The sequence below is a fragment of the Citrobacter sp. wls619 genome (assembly GCF_005281345.1).
Classification (GTDB): Bacteria; Pseudomonadota; Gammaproteobacteria; order Enterobacterales; family Enterobacteriaceae; genus Citrobacter.
The window spans coordinates 62732-78681 of the sequence record NZ_SZXJ01000083.1 but is presented as its reverse complement, the minus strand read 5'-3'; the positions used below and the strand labels follow the sequence as shown (position 1 = coordinate 78681).

General features: G+C 44.1%; 20 protein-coding genes. 7 read left to right on the top strand and 13 right to left on the bottom strand.

All coding sequences use genetic code 11. From position 1 onward, the window contains the following. The first annotated feature begins 651 nt into the window (after positions 1 to 651). Both FDX19_RS16805 and FDX19_RS16800 read left to right on the top strand, forming a co-directional pair. The gene (locus FDX19_RS16805; protein ID WP_137383591.1) at positions 652 to 1458 is read left to right on the top strand and encodes a winged helix-turn-helix domain-containing protein; all 807 of its coding nucleotides are present in this window, start codon (positions 652 to 654) and stop codon (positions 1456 to 1458) included. Beyond that, entirely contained in the window at positions 1424 to 1948 is a 525-nt protein-coding gene (locus tag FDX19_RS16800) for a hypothetical protein (protein WP_137383590.1), read from the top strand. Before FDX19_RS16805 ends, FDX19_RS16800 begins: the two co-directional genes overlap by 35 nt. On the opposite strand, the gene fliR is transcribed toward FDX19_RS16800, so the two are convergent. The 13 genes from fliR to fliF form a co-directional block, all read right to left on the bottom strand. Beyond that, positions 1945 to 2730: a flagellar biosynthetic protein FliR gene (gene fliR / locus FDX19_RS16795; RefSeq protein WP_137383629.1), complete on the bottom strand. Its 786-nt coding sequence runs from the start codon at positions 2728 to 2730 to the stop codon at positions 1945 to 1947. The two genes, FDX19_RS16800 and fliR, sit on opposite strands and share 4 nt — an antisense overlap. After that, positions 2730 to 2999 carry a flagellar biosynthesis protein FliQ gene (fliQ, locus tag FDX19_RS16790; protein WP_137383589.1) on the bottom strand — a complete coding sequence of 90 codons (270 nt, stop codon included), beginning with the start codon at positions 2997 to 2999 and terminating at the stop codon, positions 2730 to 2732. The genes fliR and fliQ overlap by 1 nt, the downstream gene beginning before the upstream one ends. A 9-nt stretch (positions 3000 to 3008) precedes the next feature. Beyond that, positions 3009 to 3752 (bottom strand): flagellar type III secretion system pore protein FliP, encoded by a 744-nt coding sequence (gene fliP, locus FDX19_RS16785; protein WP_137383588.1) that lies wholly within the window; start codon positions 3750 to 3752, stop codon positions 3009 to 3011. Further along, positions 3749 to 4141: a flagellar biosynthetic protein FliO gene (gene fliO, locus FDX19_RS16780; protein WP_137383587.1), complete on the bottom strand. Its 393-nt coding sequence runs from the start codon at positions 4139 to 4141 to the stop codon at positions 3749 to 3751. The genes fliP and fliO overlap by 4 nt, the downstream gene beginning before the upstream one ends. Then, positions 4141 to 4482 (bottom strand): flagellar motor switch protein FliN, encoded by a 342-nt coding sequence (gene fliN, locus FDX19_RS16775; protein ID WP_249357566.1) that lies wholly within the window; start codon positions 4480 to 4482, stop codon positions 4141 to 4143. Before fliN ends, fliO begins: the two co-directional genes overlap by 1 nt. 49 nt (positions 4483 to 4531) lie before the next feature. Further along, on the bottom strand, positions 4532 to 5524 hold the full coding sequence (fliM, locus tag FDX19_RS16770; protein WP_137383585.1) for a flagellar motor switch protein FliM: 993 nt from the start codon (positions 5522 to 5524) through the stop codon (positions 4532 to 4534). A 5-nt stretch (positions 5525 to 5529) separates the two neighbouring features. Further along, positions 5530 to 6027 (bottom strand): flagellar basal body-associated FliL family protein, encoded by a 498-nt coding sequence (locus tag FDX19_RS16765; RefSeq protein WP_170974393.1) that lies wholly within the window; start codon positions 6025 to 6027, stop codon positions 5530 to 5532. A 126-nt stretch (positions 6028 to 6153) separates the two neighbouring features. Next, the gene (locus FDX19_RS16760) at positions 6154 to 7119 is read right to left on the bottom strand and encodes a flagellar hook-length control protein FliK (RefSeq protein WP_137383584.1); all 966 of its coding nucleotides are present in this window, start codon (positions 7117 to 7119) and stop codon (positions 6154 to 6156) included. 80 nt (positions 7120 to 7199) lie between these two features. After that, positions 7200 to 7646: a flagellar export protein FliJ gene (gene fliJ / locus FDX19_RS16755; RefSeq protein WP_249357564.1), complete on the bottom strand. Its 447-nt coding sequence runs from the start codon at positions 7644 to 7646 to the stop codon at positions 7200 to 7202. Between the two features lie 13 nt (positions 7647 to 7659). Further along, entirely contained in the window at positions 7660 to 9024 is a 1365-nt protein-coding gene (fliI, locus tag FDX19_RS16750) for a flagellar protein export ATPase FliI (RefSeq protein WP_137383583.1), read from the bottom strand. Further along, positions 9021 to 9725, bottom strand: a complete 705-nt coding sequence (locus FDX19_RS16745) for a flagellar assembly protein FliH (protein WP_137383582.1) — start codon at positions 9723 to 9725, stop codon at positions 9021 to 9023. Before FDX19_RS16745 ends, fliI begins: the two co-directional genes overlap by 4 nt. After that, complete coding sequence (gene fliG, locus FDX19_RS16740) at positions 9712 to 10698, bottom strand: flagellar motor switch protein FliG (RefSeq protein ID WP_137383581.1); 987 nt, start codon at positions 10696 to 10698, stop codon at positions 9712 to 9714. Before fliG ends, FDX19_RS16745 begins: the two co-directional genes overlap by 14 nt. Further along, a complete protein-coding gene (fliF, locus tag FDX19_RS16735) occupies positions 10698 to 12392 on the bottom strand; it encodes a flagellar basal-body MS-ring/collar protein FliF (protein ID WP_137383580.1) in 1695 nt (564 codons plus the stop codon). Before fliF ends, fliG begins: the two co-directional genes overlap by 1 nt. Before the next feature lie 261 nt (positions 12393 to 12653). Here fliF and fliE point away from each other — a divergent pair, with 261 nt between their 5' ends. Genes fliE through cheZ form a run of 5 tightly spaced genes read left to right on the top strand, consistent with a single transcriptional unit; the run spans position 12654 to position 15932 of the window. Beyond that, complete coding sequence (fliE, locus tag FDX19_RS16730) at positions 12654 to 12977, top strand: flagellar hook-basal body complex protein FliE (RefSeq protein ID WP_137383579.1); 324 nt, start codon at positions 12654 to 12656, stop codon at positions 12975 to 12977. A 16-nt stretch (positions 12978 to 12993) separates the two neighbouring features. Then, positions 12994 to 13848, top strand: a complete 855-nt coding sequence (locus tag FDX19_RS16725) for a CheR family methyltransferase (RefSeq protein WP_137383578.1) — start codon at positions 12994 to 12996, stop codon at positions 13846 to 13848. Continuing rightward, entirely contained in the window at positions 13845 to 14912 is a 1068-nt protein-coding gene (locus FDX19_RS16720; RefSeq protein ID WP_137383577.1) for a chemotaxis response regulator protein-glutamate methylesterase, read from the top strand. Before FDX19_RS16725 ends, FDX19_RS16720 begins: the two co-directional genes overlap by 4 nt. Further along, positions 14902 to 15291, top strand: a complete 390-nt coding sequence (cheY, locus tag FDX19_RS16715; RefSeq protein WP_137383576.1) for a chemotaxis response regulator CheY — start codon at positions 14902 to 14904, stop codon at positions 15289 to 15291. Before FDX19_RS16720 ends, cheY begins: the two co-directional genes overlap by 11 nt. A gap of 2 nt (positions 15292 to 15293) precedes the next feature. Further along, entirely contained in the window at positions 15294 to 15932 is a 639-nt protein-coding gene (cheZ, locus tag FDX19_RS16710) for a protein phosphatase CheZ (RefSeq protein WP_137383626.1), read from the top strand. The last annotated feature ends 18 nt before the right edge of the window (positions 15933 to 15950 follow it).

Here is a 15950-nt window from a genome sequence, read left to right as displayed (position 1 = left end):
AGCACATAGCACATAGCACATAGCACATAAGGCTCAAGAGTATCTAATCAAATAGCTATATGAGTCATTGTTAGATGGCCAAATTAACCTTATTAATATAAAGGTTAATTGCTTAAGGATATTCAATTGTTGATATACTAGATGTGGACATCAATTACCTAAGTAACCCCACCCAACCTGATGAAATCATTAGCAATTTTTTGTTAAATTTTATTAATTTAAACATAATAAAAGCATTCAATTAAAGGTACTGACTGGAAAATACGTAGCGCCAGATGAGCATCTGACCAAGGTAGCAACACCATCCGCCATACATTATCTTTCACTTGCTAAGCCCTAGTCATCTATACTATTTATAGTATTATACGCATGTGATTTTTACTCTGGACAGATGATAATGCCTAACTGTGAACGCTGGAAATCTGCATTTTAATCATTTTAACAATGGCGTTTTCTTAGGTCTTTCTTAACCCTTTATGATTATTAATAAGATTAACCAGCCATCCTCCCCCTTTAGAGATGGACCCGATGTGACGAAAGAACCTTATGAAGAACAAGGTTGATGGTAATTGTTAATGAGAATCAGGAACACTAATTAATAAAATCAATCACTCGCATTTACTTATTCTTAAAGCGATGAATCAAGGAAATATGACCGACTACATTACGATTGGATCAATAGTAGCGCTAGATTTGCAGACAAGGTTACTCACCCGCACATGTGATGGAGAGAGTGTGACTCTTCCCGCCAGTGCCTGTGTATGTCTTAGCGCCCTCGTTGAAGCCCAGGGAGAGATACTCTCCCAAGAACAATTAATGGATATAGGCTGGCGTAGCTCAGGCATCGAGGTCACTGAAAACAGCGTGCGTGTTATGGTTAACAAAATCCGCCGCGCATTTATCACGCTTGAAGTTCAGGACCAAATAGCACTAGTAGCAGTCACCCGTAGCGGTTACCGCCTTGTTCTTCGCGAAGAACGCTCAATACCGGCTGTCACGCAGTCTTCACAGCAACTGGATTCTTTAATCCCGGAGATATCTCCCCCCGCAGCACTGACGCCAAAGCCTTTACGTTTTACTGGCAGATGGTGGAAATTTTGTGCAATTCTATTATGTGGGGTGTTGCTTGGTGTCGTCATCGGTTTATACATGCGTAGTTTTTATTACCCTACGCCACTGCAGGTTAGTTTTGAACAATGGAACAAACCTGGAGTACCCGCAGATACCATCGTAATGGTGCAGAAGGAAAAACGGCAAAGAGACGAGATCATCCAGGCTACCCTGAATAACTTCAAAAAATATGTACTTGATAAGCGCCCCAACGAAAAACCGGCCAAAGTGCTGTATATAACAACGGGTCCATCAAGAATGGACAAATATCAGGGGTTAATTGCCTGTCAAAAACCACTCCAGGATTCAAAAAATGACTGTGAATCGTTCTATTTTTACTTCCACTAAATCTAAATCTGCTTTTCTACTAATCGGCGGTATAGTAGTGGGCTTTGGCCTGGTTGCGTTATACACACTTTCGCGGACCCCAGTTAAGAGTAAATGTGTGGTACCAATGTCTTTTTATGCAATAAAAGCTGAAAATGATATAACGTTAACACGTGGAGTCTACCGGACCTACCGGGATAGTCTCACAACTGGACACACAACCTTTAACGGTAATATCAGGGAATTTAAAAATGATGTTCTTGTAGGAAAGCCGTCACCCGTCCATCGTAGTGTAAATTATAAAATGGAGTTTTCCGGCAGTATGCTGAACATGACAGTACTGAATCATACGCGCCGCCTGGGAGATAGTAGCAGCGATCAGGAGGTGATGGATTATGTCTTCCCACAACTTAGTTATGGCGAAAGCACATCAACTACACTTTATTTGTTAGAAAATAGAGCACTCGCTTCTGGTACAGAAATTATCGCTCGTGTAGTCTGTACCAATTAGTACCATGCCAATGCGTTTAGCAAGCCTTGCAAATTATCAAACCCGCTGACCATAAGGTGCTCGATAAATGGCGAAAGATTTTGTATCATCAAAAGAAGAGCAACCATTCCGAAACTTAGGGTTAGCGGAAAACCAATTACAAAAATTGATAGCTGAGGTGTAAGTCGGTTCAGCAGCGCCAGTATCAAGTTAACACATAACAGCAGCGCAATAATTGGCATACCGAGTATTAAACCTTGACTAAAAATAAGTCCAGCATGACTGACCAGAAAAAGCATCCCTCCAGCATGTATAGGATCAGCAGTGACAGGCAAAATATAGAATGTCTTCGCTAGCATAGAGATCATCCACAAGTGCCCATCAAAAGCCAGAAATAATAATGTTGCAAGCACATTGAGAATACGAGAAATAACAGGGCTACTACCACTTCCCGGTTCGAAGAAAGTAGCGAATGATAATCCCATCTGCATGCCGATGATTTCACCCGACAAGCGAACAGCAGAAAAAAGAAATTGGGTGGTCAATCCCATCGCAAAACCAATAACTAACTGCTTCAAAAAAGTCCAGATGCCTTCCCAGGCAAAAAGCTCTATTCCAGTATTCGGCAGCAGACTTCCAAGTAGTAACGTGATCAATAATGTTAGCCCTGCACGTAAGCGGGCACTAACACTTTTTTCACTAAATATTGGCGAGGTATGCAGCAACGCAGCAACCCGAGCCATCACTAATAAATAGTGGCTCATCTGTGCATAGATTTGATCAAGAGACAGGTCGTATAACATCATCCAATCGCGTAAGGAATACCAGCAAATAACATGCGGGTATATTCAATGAATAGCTTCATCATCCACGGGCCAAGCATAACTGCCACGCCAACGATCATTAAGATTTTCGGAATAAAAGTCATTGTCATTTCATTGATTTGAGTTGCAGCCTGAAGGATACTTATAATCAACCCTGTAGCCAGTGCAACCAGCAACAATGGTCCAGAAATCATCAGGCCAATTTTAATTGCACCGGTGCCAAGCACCATAACGCTTTCAGGGGTCATACTGTTCTCCTATGAATAAAAGCTTTGCGCAAGTGAACCTATAAGTAATTGCCAACCATCAACCAATACAAAAAGCATTAATTTAAATGGTAATGCGATCGTTGTTGGTGGGACCATCATCATCCCCAGAGCCATCAGAATGCTAGCGACCACCAAATCAATAATTAAAAAAGGAATAAATATGGTAAAACCAATTTGAAATGCTGTTTTTAGCTCACTGGTTACAAATGCTGGAACAAGAATATTTAGTGGTATCTCCTCAAGTCCATCAACATCGGGAATTTTCGCTATACTTGCAAACATAGCTAAATCACTTTCTCGTGTCTGATCGAGCATAAAAACACGTAGCGGTTTAACCCCTTCAGCAAGCGCCATTTCCATAGTAATTTTATTCTCCTGAAGAGGAAGCCAAGCCTTTTCATAGATCTGACTGAATACAGGTGACATCACAAAAAATGTAAGAAATAGTGCTAAGCCAACCAAAACTTGATTAGGTGGTGCTGTAGGCGTACCTAAAGCATTACGCATCAAACCTAATACGATTACAATACGTGTAAAGCCTGTCATCATCAGTAATACTGCTGGAATAAAAGTAAAACCACTCAACAGCAATAATGTTTGAACAGGGAGCGTCCACTCTCCACCAGTCAAAGGACTAGCAAGCATAATATCGCTGTTATTCGCCATCCCAGAAGTTGCAGGCAGCATCAATCCAATACCTATCAGAATTTTGTAATAATATCGGCTGCTCATTTTTTTCTACCACCTGAACGATATTTCTGGTGCAACTTTTCTAAAATTTCCGGGAATGTTGTCGATGGCGTTTCATTAATTGTTTCTTGTCGTAACTGCGTTGTCAGGCATGATATATTTGTAGCGGTAACACCAAGAACAAGGCGTTCAGTTCCTATATCTACTACAACCACTCGCTCGCGGGCACCTAACGATTTACTGGCAACCAATGATATCGTTCCAGTACCATCAGTGATACCTCGCAGCAAACCGCCACGACGAACGCTCCACCCCAACACAACAATTAGCAGAATAACCAATCCTAGTGTGCCGATTACAGATAATATTATCGTTCCAGTAGAGAGAGCCGTGAAACTATCCGTCGCCAGATTATGTTGTAAAGAGTTCATTAGCGGTTCAAGCGACTCATACGCTCAGATGGAGTAATAATGTCGGTAATACGAATTCCAAATTTATCAGAAACCACTACAACCTCACCTTGGGCAATTAAATAACCGTTAATAAGAATATCTAAAGGCTCCCCTGCCAAACCATCTAGAGAAACAACAGCCCCCTGGCTTAAACGCAGAAGATCCTTAATCGTCATTTTTGTTCGGCCTAACTCCACGGTCATTTTTACCGGAATATCAAGAATCAGATCCATTTCCTCAGAAAGCTGCGGGGAATTTATCTGATTTTGGTTACCCACAGAGTTTTGCTCATTTAAAGCATCACCCCAAATATTGTCCATAGATTGTTCATCAGCACCTGATGACGTATTTATATCATTCACGTAAAAATCACTCCTTATTTAAAGATGTTAATGCTGACTGATGCAATCGTTCTATTTTCAGAGCATATTGATTATTGACTTCGCCATATTTAGCCGTAAACACGGGCACCCCACCAATACACGCTTCTATAACCTCTTGTTTATCCAGTGGAATAATGTCGCCTTTTTTCATTCTCATCACACTTGATAACCGAGAATTAACATCAGCAAATCTTGCCGCTAATTCGAGTTCTGTTTCCCGCATTTGACTTGCAAGCATGCTACGCCATTGGGAATCCTCCTGACGTGAGTTATCCATTGGGGGATTACTCAACAACTCTTGTAATGGTTCGATAGTGCTAAATGGAATACATATATTGAACTCGCCTCTATGCGAACCTATTTCAACTGAAAATGGAGTTGTTACGACAACATCATTAGGAGATGAAGTAATATTCGTAAACTTTACCTGTATTTCGGAGCGAATATATTCCGTTTTAATTTTATAGATCGAATTCCATGCAAATTCATAGGCCTCACACGCCATAGATAATATGCGATGTATAACTCGTTGTTCAGTGGGTGTAAATTCACGCCCATCAGCTTTGGTTGGGAAACGACCATCACCACCAAAGAGGTTATCAACAGCCATAAAAACGAGCCCTGATGAAAAAGTCATCAGGGATGTACCTCGTAAGGGGTTTAAGTGCAAAAGATTCAAATTGGTTGGCACTGGTAAATTGCGTGCAAACTCATGATATGGCTGAATTTTTATATTACCCGCTGTGATATCTGAACTGCGACGAAGCAAGTTAAATAGTCCCATACGGAATTGACGCGCAAACCGCTCATTAATAATCTCTAACGAATGTAATCGCTGTCGAATAACACGGCGTTGCGTATGCGGATCATAGGGTTTAATAACACCATCGCTCATGCTATCAAAAAGATCATCATGGCTCTCCGAGTCGGCATTCAGCAGTCGATCGATCTCATCCTGTGATAAAAAACTATCAGTCATAATTATTACCGAAGTATAAATTCATTAATTAAGATATCGGTAGCATTAATGGACTGTTTAAATGCCAGCGGTTTTTTCAATTCATTCTGGATATTATTAATTAAGTTATTTTTACCTTCATCTGTAGATAATGTCTCATAAGTTTGTTGAGTCAAAAGCATAAACAGACGACTGCGATACTCTGGTAAATATTTATCCAGCGTAATAGATGACTGACTATCAGCTAAACGCACAGCAAGACCTATATACAACACACGGTCTGATTCATTTTCAGTCGGTTTCAGACTAACCGTGAAAGTATCCATTGATACATAAAGGGGATCCACATTCAGAACAGGTGCGCTCTGTGCAATATTGCTCTCGATATCATCCTTGTTAGGAGTTGAATTAATGGTCCAAAATAAGTACCCAGAACAAGCGCAACCTGCCAGAGCAATTAGGAACATAAGCATTAGCAGAGGTGAACGGCTCCCTCTGCGGGTCGCAGAATTTTTATCACTCATGGTATAGATCCAGTAAAATAATTAGTAAGACGTCTTCTTACTCAAAAATATGCTGCATATTGTAATCTATGTATTTAGTATAATAATCATGAGATAAAATTTCATTCCTGTTGCCTATTCGACACATCAGACAAATGTGTTAATTTCATAATTATTATTCACATACGATGTTAACGGAATGGGGGTAATTTCTTCTTCCATTATAACATCTCCTCTGCCCTGGTTTTCATTCTGCTTATTTTCCGTACTATCCCGCTGCTCTCCACCTCCTGCATGCGGGTGATCTGCGCTCACACTGGCCTGTTCAAGCTGAACCCCTGACTCAGCCATTGCTGTACGTAAAAATGGAATCGCTTGTTCCATTGCATTACGGACATGAGGATGCTCACTGATAATATGGATTTGCGCCTGATCCTGTTGGACACGTAAGGTAATATGCAGTGAACCAAGCTCCTCCGGATGCAGCCTAATTTCAGCACTGTGCATATTTGCACGGCTGAACATTGCTATATGTTGACTCACCGTAGACTTCCACTCTTGAGTATCCACCGGATAATGTACTCTCTCCACTTGCTGCGGAATATTAAATCCCGTGCGACTCGTCGGCTGAAATGTAGCGGTATGAGTGGTTATTGAATCCATCGTTTCGGTGACTGTCATATCAACGGCTTTGTCAGAGCGAGTCTCAGATTGAATATAAGCTGAGGTTGTGTTTGGCCCGGTTACTCGATCAACCACTTCTTTCGGTGGAAATAGCTCACCAAGCTGTGGGGATTTTTTACCCACTGTAATGGCCGGCTCCAGCTCATCATTTTCCAGTGAAACAGGTACGCTGGCGACGACACGTTCTGACATTGGGTTGGTTTTGACGTCGCCCACAGTTCTGGAATTATTGACCACCAGCTGCTGAAGGTACCATCTGGGACTTTCCTCTTCGCTGCAAATAGAAAGATCGCCAAATGCCATATTGTGTTGCGACACTGATGGCCCAACCCCATCATTATTCTCAAACTCAATGATCGTCTTTTGTACGTGGGGTTCATCTCCTGGTACTAACAGCATGAGTTGCGCGAGTTGTTCATCCAATGTCATCGAGAAGTCTTCTGTTGTGAGTTTTCCTCGCAGTGGCTTCCCTCCCGACCCTCCGGGCAGAATAGTCGTAATATCAATATTCACAGCATTTCTCTCTGTTGCCCGGCACGTTGGGCGAACTCATCCATCAGTTTTTGTTCCTGGCGGCTCTCAACCAGGGCTTGAGCCATTTCACGACGGTTAATCAACGTCTCAAAAGCATTTAGGCGTTGCTTTTTCTGTATCCATTTGTCCTTTGTCTTATCGACGACCTTCTCACAAGAGCTAACGTGTGACTCGTGCTGCTTTACGACTTGATTAAGTGACAAAATAAACATCTGGTGATTGACAAGATCTGCTACTGACATACCACCAGCCATCCCCTGGCGGAGACTACTGTGATACTCCTGTTCATAAAGATAGAGTTGCTCACGTTGGTCAACAGCCTCTTGAAGCTTTTGTTGCACAGCCCCAAGTGCACACGTTGTCTCAGTGAGTTTCTCCTCTGCCATATCCCGTAACACCGCCATCGGATTATTAACATTCATTGTCGCACCATAATTATTCCGCCATTTCAGGGAAAAGTGACGTCAGATCGGAAATCGCCAAGTCGTAGCGACAGCACTCATGAATTGCCTGGTGCAGGAATGTCTCCAACATCGGATATTTTTCAATCGCTTTATCTAAAAGCGGATCGCTTCCCTTAACGTAAGCACCAACGCTAACCAAATCGCGGTTTCGTTGATACGCTGAGAGCATCTGTTTGAAACGCTGCACCTTTTTGTATTGAGAATGCGGAATCAATTCCGTCATGGCACGGCTAATTGAAGCTTCAATATCAATGGCTGGGTAATGGCCAGCCTCTGCCAACCGTCGAGAAAGGACGATATGACCATCAAGGATTGCGCGGGCGGAATCTGCGATGGGATCTTGCTGATCATCGCCCTCGGTCAATACGGTATAAAATGCAGTAATTGATCCTCCACCTCGTACGCCGTTGCCCGCACGTTCCACTAATGCAGGAAGACGAGCGAACACGGAAGGGGGATAACCTTTTGTTGCAGGCGGCTCACCAATGGCTAAAGCAACCTCACGCTGCGCCATTGCATAGCGGGTCAGAGAATCCATAATCAATAAAACGTTCATACCTCGATCACGGTAATCTTCGGCAATACGCGTAGCGTACACAGCCCCTTGCATACGCAAAATCGGTGAAACATCGGCAGGTGCAGCGATTACCACTGCTCGCGATAACCCATCTTCACCCAGGATATTCTCAATAAAATCTTTTACTTCCCGACCACGTTCTCCAATTAATCCGACGACAATCACGTCAGCTGTGGTGTATCGCGCCATCATTCCAAGTAACACACTTTTCCCAACGCCAGAGCCAGCAAAAAGCCCCATACGCTGACCGCGGCCTACCGTTAGCAGCCCGTTAATTGCCCTAACACCTACATCGAGTACCGATTTAATGGGATCACGATGTAGCGGGTTAAAGGATGGCGTAAAGAGCCCGCAGGCAGGTTTTCCCACGGGGGGGCGACCGTCAAGCGGGCGCCCTTGTGCATCCAGAACGCGTCCCAACAGATGGGGACCGACAGGCAACTGTTTACCAGAAGAACCATTTACATCACAGGAATACACCCTTGCTCCGGGCAGCACACCATCAACATGCTCAAGAGGCATCAAATAAATAACGGGCCCTTTGAAACCAACGACTTCACACTCTACTGGGAAAACAGCTCCATTGGTCCGACGTTCCACAATACACAGTGCGCCAATGGGTAACCTCAAACCGATAGCTTCCATCACCAAACCGGTTGCTCGAGTTAGCTTGCCATATTGTCGGAAAGTCGGTATTTCACTCAACCTTCCGTCTACGCGTTCAATAATGTCAAGCCAGTTTTTTAAATGCTGGCTCATTGTGACAACTCCTCTCGAACAAGCTGGCAAAGAGCTTGCCAACGCGTCTCCGTGCTCGCATCAAACTCCACATCGGGCGTAACAATGCAACAACCACCAGACATCAGCTCGGGATCGGGCTGTAGCGACCATCCCATAGAGTCGAGTTTCTCGCCGATAGCCTCAGAAATAGCCGCAAGATCCAGAGGACTAACATGTACCTCAATAGGACCATTCAGAAGCGCTTCCTGTTTCATCAGGATGCGGATTTGAGACAATAATTGGTTATTATCAGCAACAGTATTCGTGCGATGAAGTTGCTGTACCGCCGTTAATGCCAGTTGAACCAAACGAGCGGGAATCAGGCTATCAAGATTCTCAAGCGCTAATTTAAACTGACTCGCCCACGTCTCAGCCTGACGCAGTAGCGCTAATTGTTCAGTTTTGGCCTGCTCCAGGCCCTTAACCATGCCGGCCTCATGACCTTCTCGCAATCCCACCTCATAGCCTTTCCGCTGCCCTTCTTCTCGCCCTTGTTCCATGCCCTTAGCCAGTCCCTGTTGTTCGGCTTGCTTACGCAGACGGGCGATTTCAGCCTGGGCTTGTGCATCAGGTAAAGCGGCTTCCAGCGTTTGAATGGGATCATCAATCGTTTCGTTGAGAAGATTCTCAGGCTTCCAGCGCTGCCATTGCTGAACATTTTGTTCATCAAACGTATGCATCGTCGCTGCCCCCAATAATTATCTCCCCTGAATCAGCAAGTCGACGAACGATGTTTAGAATCGTTTTCTGTTCAGCTTCTACTTGTGATAGACGCACAGGTCCCCGAGAAGCCAGGTCTTCAGTGAGCAAATCAGCTTGACGACGAGACATATTGCGGAAGAATTTATCTCGTAGCATTTCATCTGCACCTTTCAGGGCGACAACCAGGCATTCACTTTCAACTTCCTGAAGCAGACGCTGAATACTGCGATCCTCCACGTCAACAAGCTTTTCAAACAAGAACATCTCTTCAATAATTTTCTGAGCCAACTCGCTGTCAAAATCACGCACAGCTTCAATTGCGGTGACCTCTTGCTGCGATTTCATCAGATTAAGAATTTCTGCAGCCGGCCGTACACCGCCCATTTTGCTACGTTTAAGGTTCTGACCATGAAGTAAATTATTCAGAACTTCTGTTAGCTCCTGCAAGGCAGCTGGTTGCACGCCACCAAAAGTTGCGATACGTACCATAATGTCGTTACGCTCACGCTCATCAAATTTACCCAGGACATCAGCGGCTTGATTTCGCTTCAGGTGAACCAAAATTGTGGCAATAATTTGTGGGTGTTCTTCTCTAATCAAATCAAAAACAGATACTGGATCCATAAAATTTAGGGTCTCAATACCATTACTTCCCTGATGTGTTTCCAGCAGGTCTTCAAGCAATGTCGAAGCCCGCTCTTCCCCCAATGCTTTAACCAACACACTTCTCAAATATTCATTAGTGTTTAGACTCAAAGCCGCAAATTCAGTAGAGTCATGTTTAAACTCCTGGAGTACCGCCGACATCTGATCGTGAGTGAATCCGGCTATATTTACCATTGAACTACTAATTTGCTTTACTTCATGAGCATTTAGATGTTTAAACACCTCAGCCGCACGAACATCTCCGAGCGTTAACATGACGATGGCACTTTTTTCTGAGGCATTCATTACTTGTATTCCTTATCCATCCATTGACGAACAACCAGTGCAATAATACGGGGGTCCTGATCTGCAAGGTCCCGCAACTGTTGAGTATTCAGCTCAGTATCCACTCGTTGCTGTGCTCGATCGCGAGCATCCTTTTCGCTTGCATATTTCTTCGCTGCTTGCTGTTCATGGAGTGTTTCTTTCTCCATTTCAAGACGACGTATACTCACTTCCTGGTGGCGTGACCACGCAGGCAACACAAGTTTCCGCCACAGCACCCAAGCAATAATTGCAATAGCCAGATAACGTGCAATGACTATCAACAGTGCGTAAAAGCGCTCCTGCTTCCAGAGTGGTGGAATAATATCTTCCGCCATGCCATTAAAGGGTGAATTTAAAATTTTGATGCTATCGCCACGGTCTGCTTTATAACCAATAGCTTCTTTTACCAAGTCATTTATACGTGTTAGTTCATTTTCATTGAGCGGACCAACCTTTCCCTCTTTCCCCTGTGACAGATGATTAATCACCACTGCGACAGAGAGCCGTTCAATACGACCAATCGATGATTTGGTATGGGTCAGCGTGCGATCCACTTCAAAATTAGTGGTCTCATCATTACGCCCGTTATAGGTCGAAGAAAGAGCAGGATCAGAAGTATTGGCTGCATCTATTTCCTGTTTTCCTGAAGAATTCTTCTGTTTACCTGCAGCGTTAAGTTGTTGTGTAACCGGAGCAGTCGCCGGTGTCGGAGGTAGATTACTCAATGCGCCTGGAACACCAGTGCTTCCCTGGCTATTGCCTTGAGTTGAACGACTAGACTGACGACTGCGGATAGCCATTTGCTGCGTATCTGCATTTGGTCGGTACTGCTCCTGAGTCTGCTCTGCGGTTGTAAAATCGATCTGTGCCGTAACTTGCGCTCGTACATTGCTTGCTCCTACAAGAGGAGAAAGAATATTTTGAATGCGCTGCTGATAATCACTTTCAATCTCACTCGTATATTTCAAATATGAAGTTTGTCCCGCCCCAACCCCATTTTGAGTCAATAATGCGCCACGCTGATCAACGATTGTAACATTCTCAGCAGTAAGCCCAGTTACTGCACTTGACACCAAATGGGTAATGGCAATAACTTGCCCTTCATCAATTGTTCGCCCCTGGATCAAATTAACCGTTACTGAGGCCGTGGGCTGCTTTTTTTCTCGGACAAACATTGACTGTTTTGGTATAGCAAGATGGACGCGAGCACTGCGAATCGACCCCAGATTTTCGATAGTACGCGCTAACTCACCTTCCAGAGCACGGTTATAATTAACCTGCTCACTGAATTGACTAATACCAAACTTTTCCTGATCGAGTAACTCAAAGCCCACTGCCCCCCCTTTTGGCAGTCCTTGTTGCGCCAGCTTCATACGCACTTCATGAACCTGAGCTTCAGGTATCATGATCGTACCGCCCGTGTTATCGATTCGATAGGGGATATTCATCTGTGTAAGTTGGGTGACAATTGCCCCACCATCTTCATCACTGATGTTACTGAACAGCAATCGATAATCGGGTTCTTTTGCCCAAAACATCAATGCAATAAGTACCGACACGGCGGCAGCGGAACAAATAACTAACGATAGCTTTGAGCTGGCGCGAAGCCATGTCAAAGCCGATTTTAATCGGTCTGCCGGATGGTTCGTTATATCATTTAATGTGGCACTCATGCCGTAATCCTGTAAGAAATAGCATACACAACAGCGTGTGTCAGCGCCTGTAATATTACCAGGCTGATGACAATCATTTTATCTTGAGTAAAAAATTGGAAAGCCATTATCGTCTGAACTGTATTTTTTTTAATGGAAAATAAGCTTAAAGTTCTGTTAGCTTTTTGGATTTTCCGACGATTTGCTCCTCATGTTAGACTGGCTGTGTTTTAGAAGGAGTGCAATGCAAATTGTCCACCCCATTTGCTAAGGAAATAAATAATGTCTGTATCATTAATGCGTGGCGTGCTTGATCAAATCCATAATCAAATTCAACAAGTATCTGAACAACCATGGAAAAAATCAGTAGAGCCGCAGAACGCACCATCTTTTTCTGACGTTTTATTCAATAGTATCAATGAAATAAACAAAACTCAGATAAATGCAAAAGAGATGACTCAACAGTGGATGTATGGCAACAATGATATCGGCTTAAATGATGTGATGCTTGCTATGCAAAAGTCATCTATTTCGTTCAGTTTCGGTGTGCAGGCACGTAATAAACTGCTTAGTACCTATCAGGAAGTAATGAATACCCCAGTTTAAGGTGCAGTGGAAACCTATGAGTGAAATTAATTACATTCCTGCGCACTTATTGCGTAATCAATTGCATTTAACAGAACATGAGTTACAGAAAATCGGTCAACTAATTTACCAGCGCGCGGGAATTGTAATCAACTCACAAAAGCGAGAAATGGTTCTGAATCGCTTATCACAACGTCTGCGAGTACTTTCACTGAATACTTTCAGTCAATATATCAACATTCTCGAGTCCCATTCCGAGCACCCTGAATGGCAGAATTTTATAAATTCACTAACCACGAATTTAACCTCTTTTTTTCGGGAGGCATATCATTTTCCAGTCCTGGCAGAGCATGCAAATGCGCGAGGTGGCAGCTATCGAGTGTGGTGTACTGCAGCGTCTACCGGCGAAGAGCCATGTTCTATTGCTATGACATTAGATGAAGCTATTGGGCCGTCCAATGTAGGAGCGCGAGTGTGGGCATCAGATATCGATACTAAAGTACTGGCAAAAGCGGAGTCAGGGGTCTATCGAATTAGCGATTTACATTCGCTCACACCGGTTCAGAAGCGCCAGTACTTTTTACGTGGAGCCGGAGAAAACGAAACTCTGGTCAAGGTAAAGCCAGAACTGATGGCTGCAATTAACTATCAACACTTAAACCTACTGGAGCCAGGCTGGCCGCTCCCGGGACCCTTTGACGCTATATTTTGCCGTAATGTAATGATTTATTTCGATACTGCAACGCAGACCCGTTTACTCGAGCGCTTCGCCCGTACGCTAAAACCGGGTGGTTTGCTGTTTGTCGGTCATTCAGAGCATTTTAATCACACGCATATTCCACTGCGACTACGCGGACAATCAATATACGAATTAAAGGAGAGCACGCTGTGAACCGTATACGTGTTTTGACAGTAGATGACTCTGCTCTTATGCGTAATATCCTTAGCGCAGTGATTAATCAACAGCCGGATATGGAGGTGGTTGGAACAGCGCCAGATCCGCTTATCGCACGTGAAATGATAAAACAGCTAAATCCAGATGTATTAACTCTGGATATCGACATGCCCAAAATGAACGGTCTGGAGTTCCTGTCCCGCTTGATGCGTTTGCGCCCAATGCCTGTCGTAATGATTTCTTCCATGACAACGCGTGGCTCAAAAGCAACACTCGCTGCGCTAGAGCACGGAGCAGTCGATTTTCTTCCTAAACCAGACCAGCGAGCAGGTGGCGATTTGGAGCATTGGGGAGCAATGGTTGTCGACAAACTTCGTATTGCGGCCAGAGCAAAAATTGGTCGATTAGGTGAAAACCAACAACCGATGCTGCGGGGCTTTGTTCCTGTTAATCCGCAGAACATCATGGCAATTGGCTCATCTACCGGTGGTACGGAAGCGCTACGAAGAGTTCTTATGCCATTACCCCCCAATGTTCCAGGAATTGTAATTGCACAGCATATGCCAGCAGGATTTACACGCTCTTTCGCACAACGGCTTGATTCGCTGTGCCAGATTTCCGTGCATGAGGCGCAGGATGGGGAGCCAGTACATTCAGGGGTCGCTCTAATAGCACCTGGTGATAAGCACATGGAAATTGTTCGTCAGGGCAAAGGTTACGTTGTCAGTTTGAACGACACCGCCCCAGTAAACCGTCATCGTCCATCGGTTGACGTCTTATTCAATTCCGTCGCTAAGCAAGCCGGTAAGCTCGCCAGCGCAGCAATCCTCACCGGAATGGGGAATGATGGCGCTCACGGATTACTCGCCCTTCGTAAAGCGGGGGCATTTACTTTGGCACAGAGTGAAGCTACATGCGTGGTATTTGGCATGCCGCGCGAAGCCATCGCCCTTGAAGCCGCCCAGGATATAGTCGACCTCGATAATATAAGCCTGCGCCTGTTGGAAAGTTTCACCCATAACAAAACACGATATTCAGGAGAGAATACCAATGTCAGATAAAAATTTGAATTTTTTAGTGGTCGATGATTTCGCAACCATGAGACGTATTGTACGTAATTTACTTCAAGATCTTGGATATTCAAATATTGAAGAAGCAGAAGATGGACAAGATGCTTTAAATAAACTTAGCTCCGGCGAGTTTGACTTCGTTGTGAGTGATTGGAACATGCCGAATATTGATGGCCTTGAGTTGTTAAAAACAATTCGAATGGACCCCGCGATGGCAAAATTACCAGTACTAATGGTGACAGCTGAAGCAAAAAGAGAAAATATTATCGCAGCAGCGCAAGCTGGGGCCAATGGTTATATCGTTAAGCCTTTCACTGCCGCTACGCTTGAAGAAAAGCTTGGCAAGATTTTTGAAAAACTTGGGGGATAATGATGACTTCCCTCTCAGACCAATCAACCGAACACCCGAAAGATCTTTTTCTGCGTATTGGCCAATTAACACGACTGTTACGCGATAGCATGGCAAATCTTGGGCTAGAACAAACGATCAAGGAAATGGCCGATGCCTTTCCAAACACTCGTGATCGGCTAAATTACGTAGTAAGTAAGACCTCTCAAGCAGCGGATCGCGCACTCACGGCTGTCGAGGTTGCCCGTCCGCTTCAGGAAGAATTAGGCGAAAATGCGGTAAAACTGACAAAACAGTGGGATGCCTGGTTTGAAAAACCACAGCCGCTTGACGACGCACGTGTGCTTGTGAAAGATACTCGAGCATTCTTACTACAAGTCCCTGATCTTACACAGCAAACAAACCGCCAACTTACTGAAATTATGATGGCGCAAGACTTCCAGGATCTGACTGGCCAGGTACTGCAAAGCTTAATGAAGGTTATACAGACGGTTGAGACAGAGCTTATTAGTGTATTGGTTGAAAATATGTATGACCGTGATATTGGTATTGAAAATACTGATATGAACCTCAAGAACGGGCCACAAATAAACACTAATGTGGCGGGTATTGTTGCCTCTCAGGAACAAGTTGATGACTTATTAGATTCCTTGGGGTTCTAATAATGTCTGGATGACGTA

Coding starts and splice junctions, on each gene's coding strand:
- FDX19_RS16725 (WP_137383578.1), top strand. CDS start 12,994: ATGAGTGAAATTAATTACATTCCTGCGCACTTATTGCGTAATCAATTG.
- cheY (WP_137383576.1), top strand. CDS start 14,902: ATGTCAGATAAAAATTTGAATTTTTTAGTGGTCGATGATTTCGCAACC.
- fliI (WP_137383583.1), bottom strand. CDS start 9,024: ATGAGCCAGCATTTAAAAAACTGGCTTGACATTATTGAACGCGTAGAC.
- fliQ (WP_137383589.1), bottom strand. CDS start 2,999: ATGACCCCTGAAAGCGTTATGGTGCTTGGCACCGGTGCAATTAAAATT.
- fliO (WP_137383587.1), bottom strand. CDS start 4,141: ATGAACTCTTTACAACATAATCTGGCGACGGATAGTTTCACGGCTCTC.
- fliP (WP_137383588.1), bottom strand. CDS start 3,752: ATGAGCAGCCGATATTATTACAAAATTCTGATAGGTATTGGATTGATG.
- fliE (WP_137383579.1), top strand. CDS start 12,654: ATGTCTGTATCATTAATGCGTGGCGTGCTTGATCAAATCCATAATCAA.
- FDX19_RS16805 (WP_137383591.1), top strand. CDS start 652: ATGACCGACTACATTACGATTGGATCAATAGTAGCGCTAGATTTGCAG.
- fliR (WP_137383629.1), bottom strand. CDS start 2,730: ATGTTATACGACCTGTCTCTTGATCAAATCTATGCACAGATGAGCCAC.
- fliG (WP_137383581.1), bottom strand. CDS start 10,698: ATGAATGCCTCAGAAAAAAGTGCCATCGTCATGTTAACGCTCGGAGAT.
- FDX19_RS16765 (WP_170974393.1), bottom strand. CDS start 6,027: ATGAGTGATAAAAATTCTGCGACCCGCAGAGGGAGCCGTTCACCTCTG.
- fliJ (WP_249357564.1), bottom strand. CDS start 7,646: ATGAATGTTAATAATCCGATGGCGGTGTTACGGGATATGGCAGAGGAG.
- FDX19_RS16760 (WP_137383584.1), bottom strand. CDS start 7,119: ATGACATTGGATGAACAACTCGCGCAACTCATGCTGTTAGTACCAGGA.
- cheZ (WP_137383626.1), top strand. CDS start 15,294: ATGACTTCCCTCTCAGACCAATCAACCGAACACCCGAAAGATCTTTTT.
- fliN (WP_249357566.1), bottom strand. CDS start 4,482: ATGGACAATATTTGGGGTGATGCTTTAAATGAGCAAAACTCTGTGGGT.
- FDX19_RS16800 (WP_137383590.1), top strand. CDS start 1,424: ATGACTGTGAATCGTTCTATTTTTACTTCCACTAAATCTAAATCTGCT.
- fliM (WP_137383585.1), bottom strand. CDS start 5,524: ATGACTGATAGTTTTTTATCACAGGATGAGATCGATCGACTGCTGAAT.
- FDX19_RS16745 (WP_137383582.1), bottom strand. CDS start 9,725: ATGCATACGTTTGATGAACAAAATGTTCAGCAATGGCAGCGCTGGAAG.
- fliF (WP_137383580.1), bottom strand. CDS start 12,392: ATGAGTGCCACATTAAATGATATAACGAACCATCCGGCAGACCGATTA.